Below are 17681 nucleotides of genomic sequence, written 5' to 3' on the forward strand. Positions count from 1 at the left end.
GCTCAGGCCCGGCGTAGGGGCGTCGGGCCGCCGTTGAGCCAGGTCAGCGCCTGGTCGTGCAGCGAACCGTTGCTGCACACCAGCGGGCCGCCGTCCTCGAAGCCCTCGCCGCGCAGGTTGGTGGCCCGGCCGCCGGCCTCCTCCAGGATGATCGGCAGCGGCGCGGCGTCCCACAGGGACAGCTCCGGCTCCGCGGAGATGTCCACGACCCCCTCCGCGACCATCACGTGCGACCAGAAGTCCCCGTAGGCCCGGGTGCGCCACACCGAACGGGTCAGGCCCAGGAACGAGTCCAGTCGGCCCTGGTCCTCCCAGCCGGTCAGAGACGAGTAGCTCAGCGAGGCGTCCGAGAGCGTGGACACCTTCGACACCTGGCAGCGCGACGCCTTGGACAGGCTGCGGCCCTGCCAGGCCCCACCGCCCTGGGACGCCCACCAGCGGCGGTGCAGCGCGGGCGCGGACACCACGCCCACGACCGGGCGGTCGCCCTCCAGCAGGGCGATCAGCGTGGCCCACACGGGGACCCCGCGCACGTAGTTCTTGGTGCCGTCGATGGGATCGATGACCCACACCCGGTTGCTGTTGCCGGTGCGGCCGTACTCCTCGCCGACGACCGCGTCCCGCGGACGGGCGCGGGAGAGCACGCCCCGCAGCGTCTCCTCGACCAGCCGGTCGGCCTCGGTCACCGGAGTCAGGTCGGGCTTGGTGTCGACCACCAGATCCAGCGCCCGGAAGCGCTTGATCGCGATGTCGTCGGCAGCGTCGGCGAGCACGTGTGCCAGCCGCAGATCATCGTCAAAGGAGGCCATGGCCGGTAACGGTACCTTCCCGGGCACGAACATGGCCAAAGCGGCGCCCCCCGTAACCAGAATGTGAGTTGCCGGGGACGCTGCGCACACGAATTCGGACATCGTCCAGGATGCGAGGATGGAGACATGGAGACGGTGAGCGCGAACCGCGGGACGGCCAGGGAACGGCTGATGGACGCCGCCTACGCCGAGGTCGTCGCCGGCGCGTGGGCCGAGCGGCGGATGGCCGACATCGCCGCGGCCGCCCAGGTGTCCAGACAGACCCTCTACAACGTGTTCGGCAGCAAGGAGGGCCTCCTCCAGGCGATCGTGGTGCGCGAGGTCAACGCGCTCCTGGACGACGTCGTCGGGCTGCTCGCCGCCGAGGAGGCCGATCCGGCGCACGCCGTGAGCCGGTCGACCCGCCTCATCCTGCTGGCCGCCCGCGACAACCCGCTCCTGCACGCGGTCGTCACCGGTGACCGCGACCTGCTGCCCGTGCTCACCACCAGGTCCGCGCCGCTGATCGACGTGGTCGGCGAGCGCATCGCCGCGATGCTGGAGGACCGCTGCCCCGGGGTCGGCGCCCAGGTGGCCGACTCGGTCGCCGACGTCTCCGTGCGCCTGACCGTCTCCTACGCGCTGCAGCCCATCGACCCCGACCAGGCGGCGCACCGGGTCGAGACCGTGGTGCACGGGATGCTGCGCTCCGGCTGACGAGAGGAGGAGGCGGTGGACGAACACGAACGCGTGGTGCGCGCGTACCTGCCGCGGGGGCGGATCACCCAGATCCCGGTCCGGCGCTCCGACCGCCTGCTCGTCCTGGACCACGTCGCCCGCGCCCTGGACCCCGGCGTCCGCTACACCGAGCCGGAACTGAACCGCGTGCTGTCGCGGTTCAGCTCCGACCTGGCGGTCCTGCGCCGCGGTCTGCTCGACGAGGGCTTCCTCGAACACGACCGCACCCGCTACTGGCGCTGCGGCGGCACCGTCGACCTGTGAGCCTCAGCGCGCCGCGAGGAGGTCGACCACACCGGTCGGCCCGTCCTCGTCCCCGTGGCCCTGGGCCAGGCGCCGCTCCATGAGATCCATGTACGGGTCCAGCAGCGAGGAGCCGACGCCCTGCTCCTCGGCCGTCCGGCGCAGCGTGGCGTTCCCGGCGACCATCATCGCCAGGTTGGAGACCACGCCGCTGGTGTAGTCGCCGGTCGTCAGCCGCTCGGCGGTGGCCGTCGCGTTCCCGGACATCGCCACGAGCCACTCGGCGAGCAGCCCGGCGAAGTCCTCCAACGGCACGTCCTCCCGGCGCACCAGCGCGAACGCCTGGGCGATCCCGCCCAACATGCCGGTCATGGCGCTGAGCAGGGCCACGTCGTACAGGGCCGCGAACCCCGCGTCCTCGCCCACGTAGCGGGTGCCCAGCGGCACGGACAGGACCGCCTCGGCCGCCTCGAAGGCCGCCCGCGAACCGCCGTAGAACGCGTAGCCGCCCGCCTCGGGCACGCCCACCATCGGCGGGACCGCCATGATCCCGCCGCTGACGAACCGCGCGCCGCGCTCCCGCGCCCACGCGGCCCGCTCCCGGGCCTGGGCGGGGGTCCCCGTGGTGAGGTCGACCAGGTCCCGGCCCCGCAGGTCGACGCCGGCCAGTGACGCGCCGACCGAGGCGTCGTCCCACAGGCAGGTCACCACCACTCCGCCCGCGGCGACCGCCTCCGCCGCCGTGGCGGCCACGTCCGCGCCCTCCGGGGCCAGCGCCTCGGCGCGCGCCGCCGTCCTGTTCCACACGGTCACCGGATGTCCGGCGGCCAGCCATGTCCGTGCCAGAGCCGTTCCCATCGCGCCGAGGCCGAGCACGGTCACGCGGGGCTTGTCGAGAGTGTCGTCGATCATGAGGACTAGGCTGGCCGCAGGCTCTGGGGCCGGACAAGTACGCACTTCGAAGTGGGTGGGTACTTCCCGGTAAGCGTGCTGGTGGGAAGGACGGGGACATGGCCCTCACACGGAGGCCGGGCGCGTACCACTGCGGTACCGAGGCGGCGATGGACGTGATCGGCGGTCGGTGGAAGGTGTCGGTCCTGTGGGCACTGGAGGACGGCGACGGCGGCCCCCTCCGCTTCGGGCAGCTCCGCCGGATCCTCGGTGGCATCACCGAGAAGGTCCTGGCGTCACACCTGCGCGAGCTGGTGGAGGACGGGATCGTCCACCGACAGGACTTCGCCGAGGTGCCGCCGCGGGTGGAGTACTCGCTCACCCCGCGCGGGAAGTCCCTCTACGACGCCCTCGAAACCCTGGGGGACTGGGGGCAGGCCAACATCATCGACGCGGCGTCCGCCCCCTCGCCGACTTAGGGCTGCTCGTCCGGGTCGCCCTCGCGGCTGGCGAGCAGCCGGCGCAGGGACGCCACGCGGTCGGCGTCCAGGCGGCCCTGTTCCAGCGCCGCCCCGATGGCGCAGTCGGGCTCGTCCTCCTGGTGGGAACAGCCCGGCGGGCAGTCCGCGGCGACGTCGGCGATGTCGGGGAAGCCCGCGACGAAGTCCTCCGGGTCGATGTGCGCCAGACCGAAGCTGCGCACGCCCGGGGTGTCGATGAGCCAGCCGCCCTCGAAGGGCAGCGCCACGGCCGAGGTCGAGGTGTGGCGCCCGCGCCCGGTGACCGCGTTGACGTGCCCGACGGCGCGGTCGGTGCCCGGGATCAGCCGGTTCACCAGCGTGGACTTGCCCACGCCCGAGGAGCCGACGAACACCGACGTGCGGCCCGCCAGACGGGCGCGCAGCCCGTCGGGCTCACCGTCCGGACTGAGGACCTCGAAGGGCACGCCCAGGGGCTCGTAGACGCGCACGAGCTCGTCCGGCGCGGCCAGGTCGGCCTTGGTGAGGCACAGCAGCGGGTCCAGGCCCGCGTCGTAGGCGGCGACCAGGCAGCGGTCCACGAACCGCGGCTGGGGCTCGGGGTCGGCCAGCGCGCACACGATCGCCATCTGGTCGGCGTTGGCGACGATGACGCGCTCGACGGGGTCGGTGTCGTCGGCGGTGCGGCGCAGCACCGAACGCCGCTCGCGCACCCGCACCACGCGGGCCAGGGTGTCGGGACGGCCGGACAGGTCGCCGACCAGGTCCACGCGGTCGCCCACCACGATGGAGCCGCGGCCGAGCTCACGGGCCTTCATCGCGACCACGGCCACGCCGTCGACCAGGCACCGGTACCGCCCGCGGTCCACGTTCGTCACCAGGCCGGCCACCGCGTTCTCGTGCTTGGGCCGGTTCCGGGTGCGGGGCCGGGAACCGCCCCGGGCGCGCACCCGGATGTCGTCCTCGTCCAGGTGGCGGCCCCCGCCCCGCGTGCGGCTCATGCCAGGGCCTCCGCCCACAGGCCCGGGAAGTCGGGCAGGGTCTTGCGCGTGGTCGCGATGTTCTCCACCTCCACTCCGGGCACCGCGAGCCCGATCACCGCGCCCGAGGTGGCCATCCGATGGTCGTCGTAGGAGTGGAACACCCCGCCGCGCAGCGGACGCGGGCGGATCACCAGCCCGTCCGGCAGCTCCTCCGCGTCACCGCCCAGCCGGTTGATCTCCGCGGCCAGGGCGGCGATGCGGTCGGTCTCGTGCCGGCGCAGATGGGCGATGCCGGTCAGCCGCGAGGGGGTGGTGGCCAGGGCGGCCACCGCCGCGATGGTGGGCGTGAGCTCGCCGACCTCGCGCAGGTCGGCGGTCAGCCCGAGCACCGTCCCGGTGCCGCGCAGGGTCACGTCGTCGCCCGAACGCGTGACCTCGCCGCCCATGCGCGTGAACAGCGAAGGGAGTGCGTCGCCCGGCTGGGTGGTGTGCTCCGGCCAGCCCTGCACGGTCACGTCGCCACCCGTGACCAGGGCGGCGGCCAGGAACGGGGCCGCGTTGGACAGGTCCGGCTCCACCGTGATGGCCGACGCCCGGACCGGCCCCGGCTCGACCCGCCACCAGTCGTTCCCGGCGCTGACCGCCACACCGGCGGCGCGCAGCATCTCCACGGTCATGTCCAGGTGCGGCCGCGAGGGCACCGGCGGACCCTCGTGCCGCACGTGCACGCCCTTGGTGAACCGGGCGCCGCTGAGCAGCAGCGCGGACACGAACTGGGACGATCCCGAGGCGTCCAGGACGACGTCGCCGCCGGGGACCGCGCCCGTGCCGTGGATCGTCAGCGGCAGCGCGCCGCGCCCGTCGTCGTCGATGTCGGCGCCCAGCGCGCGCAGGGCGTTGAGCAGTTCGTCCACCGGCCGTTCCCGGGCGCGCGGGTCGCCGTCGAAGTGCACGTCCCCGGAGGCCAGGGCGGCCAGCGGGGGCACGAAGCGCATGACCGTCCCCGCGTTGCCGACGTCCACCGACGCCGGTCCGCGCAGCGGCGCGGGCGTGACGGACAGGTCCTCCCCGGTCGGCCCCGCCGCCGCGATGCCCACGCCCAGGGCGCGCAGGGCGCCCACCATCAGCTCGCTGTCCCGGCTGGCCAGGGGGCGGCGGACCAGGCACGGCGTGTCGGAGAGGGCCGCCAGGATCAGTGCGCGGTTGGTCACCGACTTGGAGCCGGGCAGGGTCAGGCGGGCGCGCACCGGGCCGTCCGCGGTGGGCGCGGGCCAGTGCCCCGTGGCGGGGGCGGTGGAAGCGGCGGGCTGCGAGGACGAGGACTCAGGCATGATCTCAGGTTATCGGTGGCGGGCGCCCGCGCGGTGGCAGGCGGGCGCGGTCCGTGGACGACGCGCGGCGGACGTATCCTGGGGACGCCATGGTGTATCTGGATCACGCAGCCACGACCGAGGTCCGCCCCGAGGTCGTCGCCGACGTCGCGGCCGAACTCGGCGCTCTCGGCAACCCGTCCTCCCTCCACGCCCACGGGCGCGGCGCCCGGCGCACGGTCGAGGAGGCGCGTGAGCGCGTCGCCGACGCGCTCGGCTCGACCCCGCACGAGGTCGTCTTCACCGGTGGGGGCACCGAGTCGGACAACATCGCGATCAAGGGGCTGTACTGGGCGCGCAACGCCGAGGACCCCCGGCGGCGGCGCATCCTGGTGAGCGCCGTCGAACACCACGCGGCCCTGGACCCGGCCCGGTGGATGGCCGACCACCAAGGGGCACGGTTCGAGACCCTGCCGGTGGACGAGCTCGGCCGGGTGAGCCCGCGGACGCTGCGCGAGGCCCTGGCCGCCGCCCCCGAGACCGTCGCGCTCGTGTCCGTCATGTGGGCCAACAACGAGGTGGGCACGGTCCAGCCGGTCGCCGAACTCGCCGCGGTCGCGGCCGAGTACGGGGTGCCCTTCCACACCGACGCCGTCCAGGCGGTCGGCGTCGAGCCCGTCGACTTCGCCGCGAGCGGGGTGAGCGCGCTCACGGTCAGCGGGCACAAGCTCGGCGGCCCGGTGGGCGCCGGCGCCCTGCTGGTCGCGCGCGGGCTCGGGCCGGTGCCCGTCCTGCACGGCGGCGGCCAGGAGCGCGACATCCGCTCCGGGACGCTGTCCCCGCCCCTGTTGCGGGGGCTGGCCACCGCGGTCGGCCTGGCCGTCGGCGAACGCGAGGAGCACGCCAAGCACCTGGCGGACCTGCGCGACGCACTGGAGGAGGGCGTCCGCGACGCGGTCTCGGACGTGGTCGTCAACGGCGACCGCGACCGGCGCCTGCCGGGGATCTCGCACCTGTCGTTCCCCGGCTGCGAGGGCGACGCCCTGCTGATGCTGCTGGACGCGCGCGGGATCTCCTGCTCGACCGGTTCGGCCTGCTCCGCGGGGGTGGCCCAGCCGAGCCACGTGCTGCTGGCGATGGGGGCCGACGCCGACACCGCGCTGAGCAGCCTGCGGCTGTCGCTCGGCCGCACGTCCACGCCGGAGGACGTCGCCGCTCTGGTCGCGGCGATCGGCCCGGCCGTCGAACGGGCCCGAGCCGCCCGCGCCAAACGCCGCACCCCCCGCTAGCACCGGTCCCCACCACACGGGGCCGCGGGGAAGCCGCTTGGCGCGTGCCCGCAGGGAAGTTGAAGCCGGCCTACCTCGACCCGAGGGGGTCGGAGGCAGGCCGTGCAGCTAGTACTCCAGTGTGACTTCGCGATCTTGTCGCGGACCCGGCTGGGAACGGGTACGGCCACCGCGTGATCATCAAGGGTTGTGTGGACTCATGACGATCGCCCGATGACGGGCGATGTTCGAGCAGGCCATGGGCCGGATCGCGGGCCGGTTCAGCCGGGTTGAACCGCGGAGGACGGCCCGTGCCCATCTGCTCGGGCTGCTGTCGCGTACCGAGCGGAAGAACTGCTGGCAGCTGGCCGAACAGTCCTGGTGCACCGATCCCGAACGCCGCCGGGTGGCCGGGATACCCGACGAAGTCCGGTTCGCGACCAAGCCCCGACTGGCCTGGGAGATGATCGCTGCCGCGCTGGACTCCGGGGTGTCGCCGCCGTCCTCACGGCACCGGCCGTGACCGCGGGCAGACTGCTGCACTGGTCCCACCGGCGCAGAAGCCACCAGGCAAAAGCCCGCCGCAGCCACTAGCGACGACGATCCTGCTGGATAGATCACGAAACCGTACGGGAGTACTAGGTCCGAGTCGTGATCGACGCCCATGAGATGGGCCGCGAGAGCAGTACGCCCGAGGTCGTGCGCGTGCGCGGACGTGGTGACTTCCCTGGACACAGCCGTCATCCGAACGGTGCCGTTCCTGCGCTGCACCGCCCAAACCAGAGCCGGACGACCGACGTCTGTCCTGGCTGGGCCGTGACGGCCCTCACCCTGGCTCCTCGGAGGTCTCCCTGTTACGTTTGTTATTGTTCAACCACTAACAGAGGAGCCTTCATGAGCGTCAACCCGACCCGCGAGCTCACCCCCGCACAGCACGCCCTGGCAGAGCACCTTCGGCTGGTGTCGTCCGGCCGGATCGACGAGTGGATCGAGCTGTACGCCGCGGACGGCACGGTCGAGTTCCCCTTCGCCCCCGCCGGTGTGCCTGCCCTGGTGCAGGGACGCGAGGCGCTGATCGCCCACATGCGCGGCTTCCCGCAGACCTTCGACGTGAAGTTCGTCGACGTGAAGTTCATCGAGACGGCCAACCCCCGGACCGCGGTCGCCGAATACCGCTCGGAGGGAATCGCCCTCAGCACCGGCAAGCCGTACGAGCAGACAGTCATCACGGTGATCCGCCTCGACGAGGCGGGCCTGGTCGAGCAGTTCGTCGACTACTGGAATCCTCTCGTCGTCATCGAGGCCATGACCCCCGACGAGGCGGCCGGCGGCCAAGACGTGTCGTGGCCCTCGGAGCGTTGATCCCGGTTCGACTGGGTGAGACGGGTTACCCGCCCGTCTTGCCCCGTCGCACCCTGTCCCACTCCGCAGTGAGAGACTGGGAGACATGCCCGCCCCTGGATCCAGAGTGAAGAGCGATCAACGCCGTCGAGTCGTGCTGGACGCTGCCGTGGCCTGCTTTGCGCGCAAGGGGTACTACGGCACGACCACTGGTGAGATCGCCGAACGGGCCGAAATCTCTCAGCCCTACGTCTACCGCCTGTTCGCCAGCAAGGAGGCGTTGTTCGCCGGTGCCATCCTCCACGTGTCCGAGCTGATCTCGGATGCTCTGACCGGCGCCGAAGCCGGCGCCGATGAGGCCGGGCCGCACCGGCAGCCGGAGGCGGTGATGCGTGCGATCCGGTCCGCCTACAGCACCCTGATCGAGGACCGGGACGTCATGCGGTTCCTCATGCAGGCCAGTTGCGCAGCCGATGAGCCGCTCGTGGCTGAGGCGTTGCGCACGTGCTATGCCAGGCAGGTCGAACTCGTCAGTGAGCTCCTGAACCACGACGACGCTGCGGTCCGGCACTGGTTCGGCGCCGGGATGCTCGAAAATGTCACGCTGACCCTCGGCCTGGCCGACGTCGACGAGCCCTGGGCACGGACCCTCAGCGGACCACGGTCTCGTTCGGACGGCGGTAGCTCCGCCCACCGGGAGTCGCCGTAGCTTCCGCCGAAAAGCAGGCGGCTATGTAGGCGGCCGGCCAGGCGATCTTGTCGCGGACCCGGCTGGGAACGGGTACGGCCGCCGCGTGATCATCGGGGGTTGTGTGGACTCCTGAAGATCGTGCGGTGGCCGCGGGCCACGGCCCGTGCCCACCGGGATCACCGCGTCCTGGGTGACCGGCGATGAAGGCATCGGCACCGACTGCCACCTGCTCATCCGACTTAACCGGACTACCGGTGAGACGATCCGCCGACAAATCCGCTGGGTAGATCACGAGACCGCACTGGAGTACTAGGCGGTGTGCAGGGGTGTGAAGCCGCGCGAAAGCGGCCTACCTCGACCCCAGGGGGTGAGAGGTAGGCCGTTCAGCTATGCGGTGTGCAGGGGGGGTTCGCGAGGGGCGCGCCAGTGTTCTGCAGGAGGAGACGGGGCCACAGCGAGCTTGCGAGCAAGGCAAGTCGACGACGAAGAACACTGGCTACTCGGCGCCCCGAGCACGGGCCAAAGCGAAGCGGAGGCCCCAAAAAACACAGCAGCTATCCCCGCTGCACCGACACCGACTCGATGACGACGTCGTCGAGCGGCCGGGCGGTGGACGGGTCGGTCTCCACCTGGGCGATCGCGTCCACGACCTCCTGCGACTCGTCGTTCGCGACGTGGCCGAAGATCGTGTGGTCGCCGTTGAGGTGCTCGGTGGGCGCCACCGTGATGAAGAACTGCGAGCCGTTGGTGTCGGGGCCCGAGTTGGCCATCGCCAGCATGCCCGGCTCGGCGAAGGTCTGCTCGGGGTCGATCTCGTCCTCGAACGTGTAGCCGGGCCCGCCCCGGCCGGTGCCGAGGGGGTCGCCGCCCTGGATCATGAAGTCGTCGATGACGCGGTGGAAGATGAGGCCGTCGTAGAACGCCTCGTTGCCCGTCTCCGGGTTGGGGACGCCCGCGCCCTCGGCGAGGCCGACGAAGTTGGCCACCGTCAGCGGGGCCTCCTCGGTCAGGAGGACGAGCTCGATGTCGCCTTCGCTGGTGTGCAGCGTGGCGCCCTCCACGTCGGACACGTCGATGTCGGCGGGGCCGCCGGCGCCGTCCGTGGCCTCGGCGGTCTGCTCCGGGGCGTCCTCCGCGTTGTCGGCGGCGTCCTGGTTCGGGCCCGCCTCGGCCTGGCCTCCGCACGCGGTGGTGGCGAACAGGGCCGTACAGGCGACAAGGGCCGACGCCGTCAGGGTCAAGCGGTTCATCGGTTCACTTCCGAGGTGAGGTTCGCGGCTGGGCGGCTCACAGCGTACTGCGCTCCGTCGACCGGGGCGGACGGGACCCTGGGGGTACTCCACGGGAGGGCATTGTCAGACCTTGTGCTGACTTATCACGGATCGCCGCACCCGCCGGGTCGCTTGACCCGTCCGCCCGGGCCAGGAGAGGGTCCTACCAAGGGGTTGGGGTGTCGCACCGAGGGTACGACACGGCTCCCCGACACAGGCGACCGGAGAGGATACGGGAGTGAACACTGCGTTGCCGTCTGCGATGTGGCTCCCCTTCGGTGCGCGGATCCTGCGCGCCCGGTCCGACAAGGGGCTCTCACGCGCCGAACTCGCCGCCAACGTCGGCGTCACCGACGACAAGCTCCGCGACGTGGAGGACGCCTACTGCCGTCCCGCGCGCTCGCTGGTCGAACGGGTGGACACGGTCCTGGGCACGGAACACCGGCTCGTCGACGCCTGGGCGATCACCCTCCAGGCCGAGGCCTTTCCCAACGAGTTCGGGGACATGCGCGAACTGGGCGTGCACGCCGCCCGGCTCTGGGAGCACCAACCCATGGCCGTCCCGGTCTTCCTGCGCACCCGCGAGTACTCCAGCGCGGTCCTGAGGCCGCGCCACGCCGACCTCTCCCACGAGGAGATCGAGGCGATGGTGGAGGAGGAGATGGCCCACCGCGCCGCGATGACCGGTCCGGACGGCCCCACGCTGCGGGTCGTGCTCAACGAGTCCGCGCTCCAGCGCCCGCAGGGCGGGGCCGAGGTGCTCAACGCCCAGCGCGACTTCCTCGCCGACCTCATCGAGGCGGGCATCGTCACGCTGGCCGTCATCCCGGAGGAGACCGCGCACCACCCCGGCCTGGGCGGTGCGTTCCGGATGATGGAGTTCGCCGACCGGCCCAGCATGGTCTACGCCTTCGCCGCCCAGGGCGGCGAGCTCACCGGCGACCCGGAGCAGGTCGGACGCTGCGCCATGGTGCGCGAGGCCATCGAGGACGTCAGCGTGGAGCTGACCCCGCGCTCGGAGCTGCTGACCGCGCGCTGGCCCGCGGGCTGAGCCGCGGGCTGGGCCGGCCGCGGGCGGGCGCCGAAGTGCCGTCCGCTCGCCCGTGGGCCCTGCGCCCGCCCTTGGGCGGTCACCCGGTCATGGGCTAGGTTGCCCGCCATGGATATCGCGATCAGATCCGGATACGTCGTTCCCGTCGACGCCGACCCCATCGACGGCGGGACCGTGCTCATCTCCGACGGACGGATTCAGGCCGTCGGCCGGGACGGCGACGTCACCGTCCCCGAGGGAGCCGAGGTCGTCGACGCCGCGGGCAGGTGGGTCCTGCCCGGCTTCGTCGAGGCGCACGGGCACATCGGCATCGACGAGGAGGGCGTCGGCTGGGCCGGCGACGACACCAACGAGATGACCGACCCCAACGGCGCCCGCATGCGTGCGCTGGACGCCATCAACCCCGCCGACCGCGGGTTCGTCGACGCCCTGTCCGGCGGCGTCACCAGCTCCGTGGTCAAGCCCGGCTCGGGCAACCCCATCGGCGGGCAGACGGTGGCGATCAAGTGCTGGGGCCGGAGCATGGAGGACCGGCTCATCCGGCACCCGGCGAGCGTCAAGAGCGCGCTCGGCGAGAACCCCAAGCGCGTGTACGGCAACAAGGACCAGATCCCGTCCACCCGCCAGGGCGTGGCGGCGGTCATCCGCGACGCCTTCACCAAGGCCCAGGACTACAAGGCCAAGCGGGACCACGCCGTCGCCGAGGGCAACCCCTTCGACCGGGACAACACTCTGGAGGTGCTGGTCCGCGTCCTGGACGGCGAGCTGCCGTGGTGCCAGCACACGCACCGCGCCGACGACATCCACACGGCCATGCGCCTGGCGGACGAGTTCGGCTACCGGCTGATCATCAACCACTGCACCGAGGGGCACCTGCTCGCGGACGAGATCGCCGCCCGCGGCATCCCGGTCATCACCGGGCCCCTGATGGTCGGCCGCTCGAAGGTGGAGGTCAAGAACAAGACCCTCGCCAACCCCGGCATCCTGGACCGCGCGGGCGTCAAGGTCGCGCTGACCACCGACCACCCCGTCGTCCCCATCGAGTTCCTCATCCACCAGGCCACCCTGTGCGTCAAGGAGGGCATGGCGCCGGCGTCGGCGATCCGCGCGCTCACGGTCAACCCGGCGGAGATCATGGGCATCGGCGACCGGGTGGGCGCCCTGCGGCCCGGGCTGGACGGCGACGTCGTCATCTGGTCCGGCGACCCGCTGGACGTGATGAGCCGCGCCCTGCGCGTGTTCGTCGAGGGCCGCGAGGTCTACACCTACGACGAGGACGCGCGTGAGGGCCGGGCGCTGGACGCCTACTACCGCGAGTCCTGAGGCCCGCCCTGGCGTCTGAGGGGCCTCTCAGGGCCTCACGGAGTCGTCCGAGGGGCCTTCGGGGCGGTTCTCCCGTTGGCGGGGGCGCCCGGGTCCCAGAACCAGCCTGGGGTCCCCTCGGATTCCGGGGAGAGACCCGTGCACCCGGACCACAGCGCCGCGCCGCCGACCCCGACCGCGCCGGGACGGAGGAGCGGGCCGCCCGCGCCCCCGGGCCGTTCCCTCAGAGGCGGCGGACGCCCGGGAGGTCCGGTGCCTCGCCCTCGGGGGCGGTCAGGGCGGTGGCCTTCTCCATGCGCAGCCGCCCGGCCAGGTCGTCCGCCTCCGGCGGGGTGAGGATGAGCGGCGCTCCCGAGGCGAGGGCGGCCAGCAGCAGGTCCAGGGACGCGCCGAGCGCGGACAGCGGCGCGTCCGGCTCCAGGAGCACGGCGAGCCGGTCCTCGCCCGTCAGGCCCCACTCCGCGGCGCGGTCGCGGCCCACGGCGGCCAGTTCCGCGCCGGTGTGCACGCTGTCGCCCTTCAACGCGGGCTCGGCGGCGTCGATCGGGTAGGCCGCGAAGTGGTCGCCGTGGCCGCGCACCTCGACGGAGTAGTCGACCACCCACTCCGGGACGTGCTTCAGCGGCAGGCCCAGGGGGTGCAGGGAGGTGCCGAACACCTCGTCGGCGCCGGCGTCCACGGCCTCCTCCAGCCGGTCGGCACCGGCCACCGCGAAGGCCGTGCCCCGCGCGACGGAGCCCCGCGGCGAGGGCACCACCACGGCGCCCACCGACCAGCACGAGACCGCCCACACCAGGGACTGCCAGTGCACGGGCAGGGCGAGGGCCGCGCCGTCGCCGGGCTGCGCGCCGAACCCGTCCACGAGCATGTTGGCGGTCTTGGAGACCCAGTTGTCGAAGGTCGCGCGGGAGAGCTCGACCCGGGCACCGGAGGCGTCGTAGGACGTGACGAACGGCCGCGCCGGGTCGGCGGAGACGAGGGCGCGCCACAGCTGCGCTGGAGTTTCGGACATACCGTCACCCTAGGGCGTGTTCCGTGGAGGCTCACCCCCCTGCGCGGCGCCACGCCACGGTGTCCGGCACGGCTCCCGCCACGGCTCCCTTCGTGGTCGGGCCGGGGTGTGCACTGCGGTGCCGGAGCTGCCAGAGTTGCCCCATGCGCATGCCCCCCGGCCGACTCCTCCTCGCCCGTGTCACGGCGCTGCCGGCGATCGCCGTCTCCGCGTGGCTCCTGGTCACCTTCCCGCTGCTGGCCCTGGGCGCGTTCACGCCGGTCGCCGCGGGGATCGTCGGCGTGCCCGCGGTGGTCGCCGCCTGCGCGCTGGTCCCGCGGCTGATCCCCGAGCCCGCCCCCCGGCGCCCCGGGGCGGCGGGCACGGACGACGACGTGTGGTCCGTGGTCGCGCTCGTGCTCGTCCTCGCGATCGCCGTGGCCTTCGCCGTCGTCCAGATCGCCTACCACGCCGAGGCGCTGGTGATCCGCCGCGACCCCGCCTCCTACGCCATGTACACGGCCTGGATCGCGGAGAACGGGTACCTGCCGATCCCGCAGCAGCGCGACCTCATCGCCGGGGACGACGCCGCGCTGAGCTACCAGAGCCTGGCCCAGTACCAGCGCGACGACGTCATCTGGCCCCAGTTCATGGCCGGCGCCCCGCTGCTGACCTCCATCGGCTACTGGCTCGGCGGGCTCACCGGGATGCTCGTCACCACCCCGGTCCTGGGCGCGCTGGGCGTGCTCACCTTCGGCGGGCTCGCCGCCCGCCTCGTCGGCCCCCGCTGGGCCCCGCTCGCCGCGCTGGTCCTGGCGGTGTGCCTGCCCCAGCAGTGGGTCAGCCGCTTCACCTACAGCGAGCCCGTCACCCAGATCCTCCTGCTCGGCGGCCTGGTCCTGGCCTACGACGCGCTGGCCCGGCGCACCGCGCTGACCGACCGCTGGTCCGGCGCCCACACCCTGGCCGCGGCGGCCGGGCTCTCCTTCGGCCTGGGCCTGGTGGTCCGGATCGACGTGCTGCGCGACCTGCTGCCCGTCGTCGGCTTCGTCGGCCTGCTGCTGCTCGCCCGGCGCGGCCAGGCCCTGCCGCTGCTGGGCGGGCTCGCCGTCGGAGTCGGCCTGGGCCTGTACGCGGGCTTCGGACTGTCCCGGCCCTACCTGGAGTACCTGGAGGACTCCCTCGACCCGCTGCTCCTCATCTCCGGTGCCGTCGTCGCCGTCACGGTCGTGGCCACGGCGGCCCTGTGGCGGTCCGGGGTCCCGCGGGTGGAGCGCGTGCGATGGCTGCCGACGGCCGTCGCGGTACTGGCCCTGCTGGTCATGGTCGGCTTCGCGATCCGCCCCCTGCTGTGGCCCGACTACGGCCACGGCAGCGACTTCACCGACCACTGGGTCGCCTACGTGCAGGAGCGCGAGGGGCTGCCGGTGGAGGGCAGCCGGACCTACTACGACATGAGCCTGTACTGGGTGGGCTGGTACGTCGGGCTGGGCACCGTCCTGTTCGCCTCCCTGGGCGTGGCGCTGCTGCTGCGCCGGGTGGTACAGCGGCGCGACCCGCAGTGGGTGCTGCCCCTGATGGTGCTGCTGTGGACGGTCGCCACGACCCTGCTCCGGCCCGCCATCACCCCCGACCACCCCTGGGCGAGCCGGCGGCTGATCGTCCTGGTCATCCCCGCGTTCGTGCTGCTCGCCGTCTGGTTCGCCGCCTGGCTGACGCGCTACTGCGCGGCCATCGACGACGTCCGGGACCGGCCCGCCCCCGTCCACGCGATACCGGTCGTGGTGGCCGTGCTCGCCGTGGGGGTCATGGTCGTCCCCACCGCGGTCACCGCGAACGGAGTCATGGGCTACCGCCAGGACGTGGGGACCGTCGAGGCCACCCACCGATTGTGCGACGCGCTACCGCCGGACTCCTCGGTCGTCGTGGTCGACTCCGACATGGCCGGCGGCTACATGCCGCTGCTGCGCAACGTGTGCGGCGTGCCGACCGCGCAGCTGACCGATCCCACCCCTGCGGACGCCCAGCGGGTGGTCGCGCAGATCCACTCCCGCGGCCGTGACGCCGTGCTCGCCGCCTCCCGGGCCGAAGCGCTCCAGGCGGTCGCCGGGGAGGGCGCTCCGCTCGAACGCCCCTTCGACGTGACCGCCGCCATGGATCCGAGTACCCTCATGGAGCCCCCGACCGGCCACTGGACCTTCCGTGGCAGTGTGTGGGTCGTCGTGATCCCCGTCGAGTGAGATATGGACAGCGCATGAGCGAGGCCGGCGGCGACGCCTCAGCCCAGGAACAGGACGCCCCCGTGCGCGTCACCATCGTCCTTCCGTGCTTCAACGAGGAGGAGCACGTCATCGACGAGGTCAAGCGCATCTGCGCGGCCATGGACGCCTCGGACCACACCTACGAGCTGCTCGCGGTGGACGACGCCTCCACCGACGACACCCTCGCCCGCCTGCGCGACGCCGAGGCGCACTACCCGCACATGCGGATCATCGCCTTCGGCCACAACGGCGGCTCGGGCACGGTCCGGCGGATCGGCAGCCAGCGGGCGCGCGGCGAGTACGTCGTGTGGACCGACGCGGACATGAGCTACCCCAACGAGCGCATCCCCGAACTCGTCTCGATCCTGGACGACGAACCCGGCGTCGACCAGGTCGTGGGCGCGCGCACCCAGGAGATGGGCACGCACAAGGCGCTGCGCGTGCCGGCCAAGTGGGCCATCCGCAAGATCGCCGAGAGCCTCACCAACACCCGCATCCCCGACCTCAACTCCGGCCTGCGCGTGTTCCGGCGCGACGTGGCCCGCCCGTACCTGCGGCTGCTGCCGCCCGGGTTCTCCTGCGTCACCACCATCACGCTGGCGTTCCTGTCCAACCAGCACCCGGTCAAGTACGTGCCCATCGAGTACGCCAAGCGCGCGGGGACCTCCAAGTTCCACTTCGTCCGGGACGCCTACCGGTACATCCTCCAGGTGCTGCGCATGGTCATGTACTTCAACCCGCTCAAGGTGCTCATGCCGCCGTCGCTGGCGCTGCTGGGGCTGGGCGCGGCCAAGTTCGTCTTCGACCAGGTGCGCCACCCGCTCTACATCCCCAACAACACGGTCATGATCCTCATGACGGGGCTGATCATCGCCGCCATCGCGCTGCTGGCCGACCTCATCGTGCGGTCCCGGGAGAGCGCGTGACGGGGACGGACCGGCCCCGGCTCGCCCGTATCGCCCTCGTGGGCCCCGCCCACCCGTACAAGGGCGGCGGCGCGCGGCACACGACCGAGCTCGCCCACCGGCTCAGCGCGCTGGGCCACGAGGTGGCGGTCGAGTCCTGGCGCGCCCAGTACCCGGCGGCGCTCTACCCGGGCACGCAGACCGTCGACGAGCAGGAGGGCACGCCCCACCCCGGGACGCGGCACGGCCTGGCCTGGTACCGCCCGGACGGCTGGTGGCGGACCGGCCGCCGGCTGGCCCGCGAGGCCGACCTGGTGGTGCTCACCCTCTTCTCCCCGGTCCAGGTGCCCGCCTACCTCGCCATCCTCGCCGGCGCACGCTCCCTCGACACGGGGACGCAGATCACCGCCCTGTGCCACAACGTGCTGCCGCACGAGCGCCGCGCCGTGGACGTCTCGCTGACCCGCGCGCTGCTGCGCCGCGTGGACGGCGTCCTCACGCACTCGCCCGAGCAGGCGCACCTGGCCGAGGGGCTGATGGGCCCCGAGCGTCCGCGCCCCGCCATGGCCCCGCTGCCCCCGCACCTGCCCGACACCGGCGGATCCGTCCAGGGTCCCCCGGGCGAGCGGCGGCACCTGCTCTTCCTCGGCATCGTCCGGCCGTACAAGGGCGTCGACCTGCTGCTGCGGGCCCTGGCCGACGGCGCGCCCGACGACGTCACGCTCACGGTGGCGGGCGAGTTCTGGGGCGGCACCGACGACCTGGCGGCCCTGGCGCGCGAACTCGGCGTGGCCGACCGCGTGCGGCTGCGCGACGGCTACGTGCCGGCCTCGGAGCTGCCCGGGCTGTTCGCCTCCGCCGACGCCGTCGTCCTGCCCTACCGGACGGCCACCGCCACTCAGAACGTGTGGCTGGCCCACGAGCACGGCGTCCCCGTCGTGGCCACGCGCGCCGGCACCCTCGCCGACCACGTGCGCGAGGGCGTCGACGGGCTGCTGTGCGAGCCCGGCGACGCGGCGGACCTGGCCCGCGCGCTCACCGCCCTGTACACCCCGGGAGAGGCCGAACGGCTGCGCGCCGGCGTGCGGCCGGTGGACCCGGACCCGTACTGGCGGGACTACGCCGACCGCCTCCTCAAGGCCTGAGC

17 protein-coding genes and 1 pseudogene are annotated in these 17681 nt (G+C 72.9%); 12 read left to right on the forward strand and 6 right to left on the reverse strand.

What is annotated here, in order from left to right; genetic code table 11:
- Nucleotides 1–2: 2 nt before the first annotated feature.
- Nucleotides 3–809 carry a histidinol-phosphatase gene (gene hisN, locus HNR10_RS21540; protein ID WP_053618887.1) on the reverse strand — a complete coding sequence of 269 codons (807 nt, stop codon included), beginning with the start codon at nucleotides 807–809 and terminating at the stop codon, nucleotides 3–5.
- A 126-nt stretch (nucleotides 810–935) separates the two neighbouring features.
- Here hisN and HNR10_RS21545 point away from each other — a divergent pair, with 126 nt between their 5' ends.
- Together HNR10_RS21545 and HNR10_RS21550 are read left to right on the forward strand one after the other, a co-directional pair.
- Entirely contained in the window at nucleotides 936–1505 is a 570-nt protein-coding gene (locus HNR10_RS21545) for a TetR family transcriptional regulator (RefSeq protein WP_179826339.1), read from the forward strand.
- Between the two features lie 15 nt (nucleotides 1506–1520).
- On the forward strand, nucleotides 1521–1790 hold the full coding sequence (locus HNR10_RS21550; RefSeq protein WP_179826342.1) for a DUF2087 domain-containing protein: 270 nt from the start codon (nucleotides 1521–1523) through the stop codon (nucleotides 1788–1790).
- 3 nt (nucleotides 1791–1793) lie between these two features.
- Here the strand turns inward: HNR10_RS21550 and HNR10_RS21555 are convergent, their stop codons facing one another.
- Nucleotides 1794–2681 (reverse strand): NAD(P)-dependent oxidoreductase, encoded by an 888-nt coding sequence (locus HNR10_RS21555; protein WP_179826344.1) that lies wholly within the window; start codon nucleotides 2679–2681, stop codon nucleotides 1794–1796.
- A gap of 98 nt (nucleotides 2682–2779) precedes the next feature.
- Here HNR10_RS21555 and HNR10_RS21560 point away from each other — a divergent pair, with 98 nt between their 5' ends.
- The gene (locus HNR10_RS21560) at nucleotides 2780–3139 is read left to right on the forward strand and encodes a winged helix-turn-helix transcriptional regulator (RefSeq protein WP_179826346.1); all 360 of its coding nucleotides are present in this window, start codon (nucleotides 2780–2782) and stop codon (nucleotides 3137–3139) included.
- On the opposite strand, the gene rsgA is transcribed toward HNR10_RS21560, so the two are convergent.
- Nucleotides 3136–4140: a ribosome small subunit-dependent GTPase A gene (gene rsgA, locus HNR10_RS21565; protein ID WP_179826348.1), complete on the reverse strand. Its 1005-nt coding sequence runs from the start codon at nucleotides 4138–4140 to the stop codon at nucleotides 3136–3138. The genes HNR10_RS21560 and rsgA overlap by 4 nt on opposite strands.
- Nucleotides 4137–5453 (reverse strand): 3-phosphoshikimate 1-carboxyvinyltransferase, encoded by a 1317-nt coding sequence (gene aroA, locus HNR10_RS21570; RefSeq protein WP_179826350.1) that lies wholly within the window; start codon nucleotides 5451–5453, stop codon nucleotides 4137–4139. Before aroA ends, rsgA begins: the two co-directional genes overlap by 4 nt.
- 89 nt (nucleotides 5454–5542) lie before the next feature.
- Between aroA and HNR10_RS21575 the strand changes: the two genes are divergently transcribed.
- From HNR10_RS21575 to HNR10_RS21590, 4 genes and pseudogenes are all read left to right on the forward strand, one after another.
- Entirely contained in the window at nucleotides 5543–6721 is a 1179-nt protein-coding gene (locus HNR10_RS21575; RefSeq protein ID WP_179826353.1) for a cysteine desulfurase family protein, read from the forward strand.
- Between the two features lie 238 nt (nucleotides 6722–6959).
- Nucleotides 6960–7193 (forward strand): annotated as a pseudogene (locus HNR10_RS31795) (transposase); the annotation flags it as partial.
- Between the two features lie 401 nt (nucleotides 7194–7594).
- Nucleotides 7595–8062 carry a nuclear transport factor 2 family protein gene (locus tag HNR10_RS21585; RefSeq protein WP_179826355.1) on the forward strand — a complete coding sequence of 156 codons (468 nt, stop codon included), beginning with the start codon at nucleotides 7595–7597 and terminating at the stop codon, nucleotides 8060–8062.
- Nucleotides 8063–8168: 106 nt separating this feature from the next.
- Nucleotides 8169–8750 carry a TetR/AcrR family transcriptional regulator gene (locus tag HNR10_RS21590; RefSeq protein WP_312889372.1) on the forward strand — a complete coding sequence of 194 codons (582 nt, stop codon included), beginning with the start codon at nucleotides 8169–8171 and terminating at the stop codon, nucleotides 8748–8750.
- 536 nt (nucleotides 8751–9286) lie between these two features.
- Here HNR10_RS21590 and HNR10_RS21595 read toward each other — a convergent pair.
- On the reverse strand, nucleotides 9287–9982 hold the full coding sequence (locus HNR10_RS21595; protein ID WP_179826359.1) for a peptidylprolyl isomerase: 696 nt from the start codon (nucleotides 9980–9982) through the stop codon (nucleotides 9287–9289).
- A 259-nt stretch (nucleotides 9983–10241) separates the two neighbouring features.
- On the opposite strand from HNR10_RS21595, the gene HNR10_RS21600 reads away from it, so the two are divergent.
- Both HNR10_RS21600 and HNR10_RS21605 read left to right on the forward strand, forming a co-directional pair.
- Nucleotides 10242–11054, forward strand: a complete 813-nt coding sequence (locus HNR10_RS21600; protein ID WP_312889373.1) for a helix-turn-helix domain-containing protein — start codon at nucleotides 10242–10244, stop codon at nucleotides 11052–11054.
- A gap of 108 nt (nucleotides 11055–11162) precedes the next feature.
- Nucleotides 11163–12377: an amidohydrolase gene (locus tag HNR10_RS21605; protein WP_179826361.1), complete on the forward strand. Its 1215-nt coding sequence runs from the start codon at nucleotides 11163–11165 to the stop codon at nucleotides 12375–12377.
- A gap of 223 nt (nucleotides 12378–12600) precedes the next feature.
- On the opposite strand, the gene HNR10_RS21610 is transcribed toward HNR10_RS21605, so the two are convergent.
- Entirely contained in the window at nucleotides 12601–13389 is a 789-nt protein-coding gene (locus HNR10_RS21610) for a TIGR03089 family protein (protein WP_179826363.1), read from the reverse strand.
- Between the two features lie 143 nt (nucleotides 13390–13532).
- Here HNR10_RS21610 and HNR10_RS21615 point away from each other — a divergent pair, with 143 nt between their 5' ends.
- Genes HNR10_RS21615 through HNR10_RS21625 form a run of 3 tightly spaced genes read left to right on the forward strand, consistent with a single transcriptional unit; the run spans nucleotide 13533 to nucleotide 17679 of the window.
- Nucleotides 13533–15608 carry a hypothetical protein gene (locus HNR10_RS21615; protein WP_179826365.1) on the forward strand — a complete coding sequence of 692 codons (2076 nt, stop codon included), beginning with the start codon at nucleotides 13533–13535 and terminating at the stop codon, nucleotides 15606–15608.
- Between the two features lie 14 nt (nucleotides 15609–15622).
- The gene (locus HNR10_RS21620) at nucleotides 15623–16555 is read left to right on the forward strand and encodes a glycosyltransferase family 2 protein (RefSeq protein ID WP_179826367.1); all 933 of its coding nucleotides are present in this window, start codon (nucleotides 15623–15625) and stop codon (nucleotides 16553–16555) included.
- Nucleotides 16552–17679, forward strand: a complete 1128-nt coding sequence (locus HNR10_RS21625; RefSeq protein ID WP_179826369.1) for a glycosyltransferase family 4 protein — start codon at nucleotides 16552–16554, stop codon at nucleotides 17677–17679. The genes HNR10_RS21620 and HNR10_RS21625 overlap by 4 nt, the downstream gene beginning before the upstream one ends.
- Nucleotides 17680–17681: the final 2 nt, after the last annotated feature.

Origin of the sequence: Nocardiopsis aegyptia (assembly GCF_013410755.1) — a bacterium.
In the GTDB taxonomy this organism is placed as follows: domain Bacteria; phylum Actinomycetota; class Actinomycetes; order Streptosporangiales; family Streptosporangiaceae; genus Nocardiopsis; species Nocardiopsis aegyptia.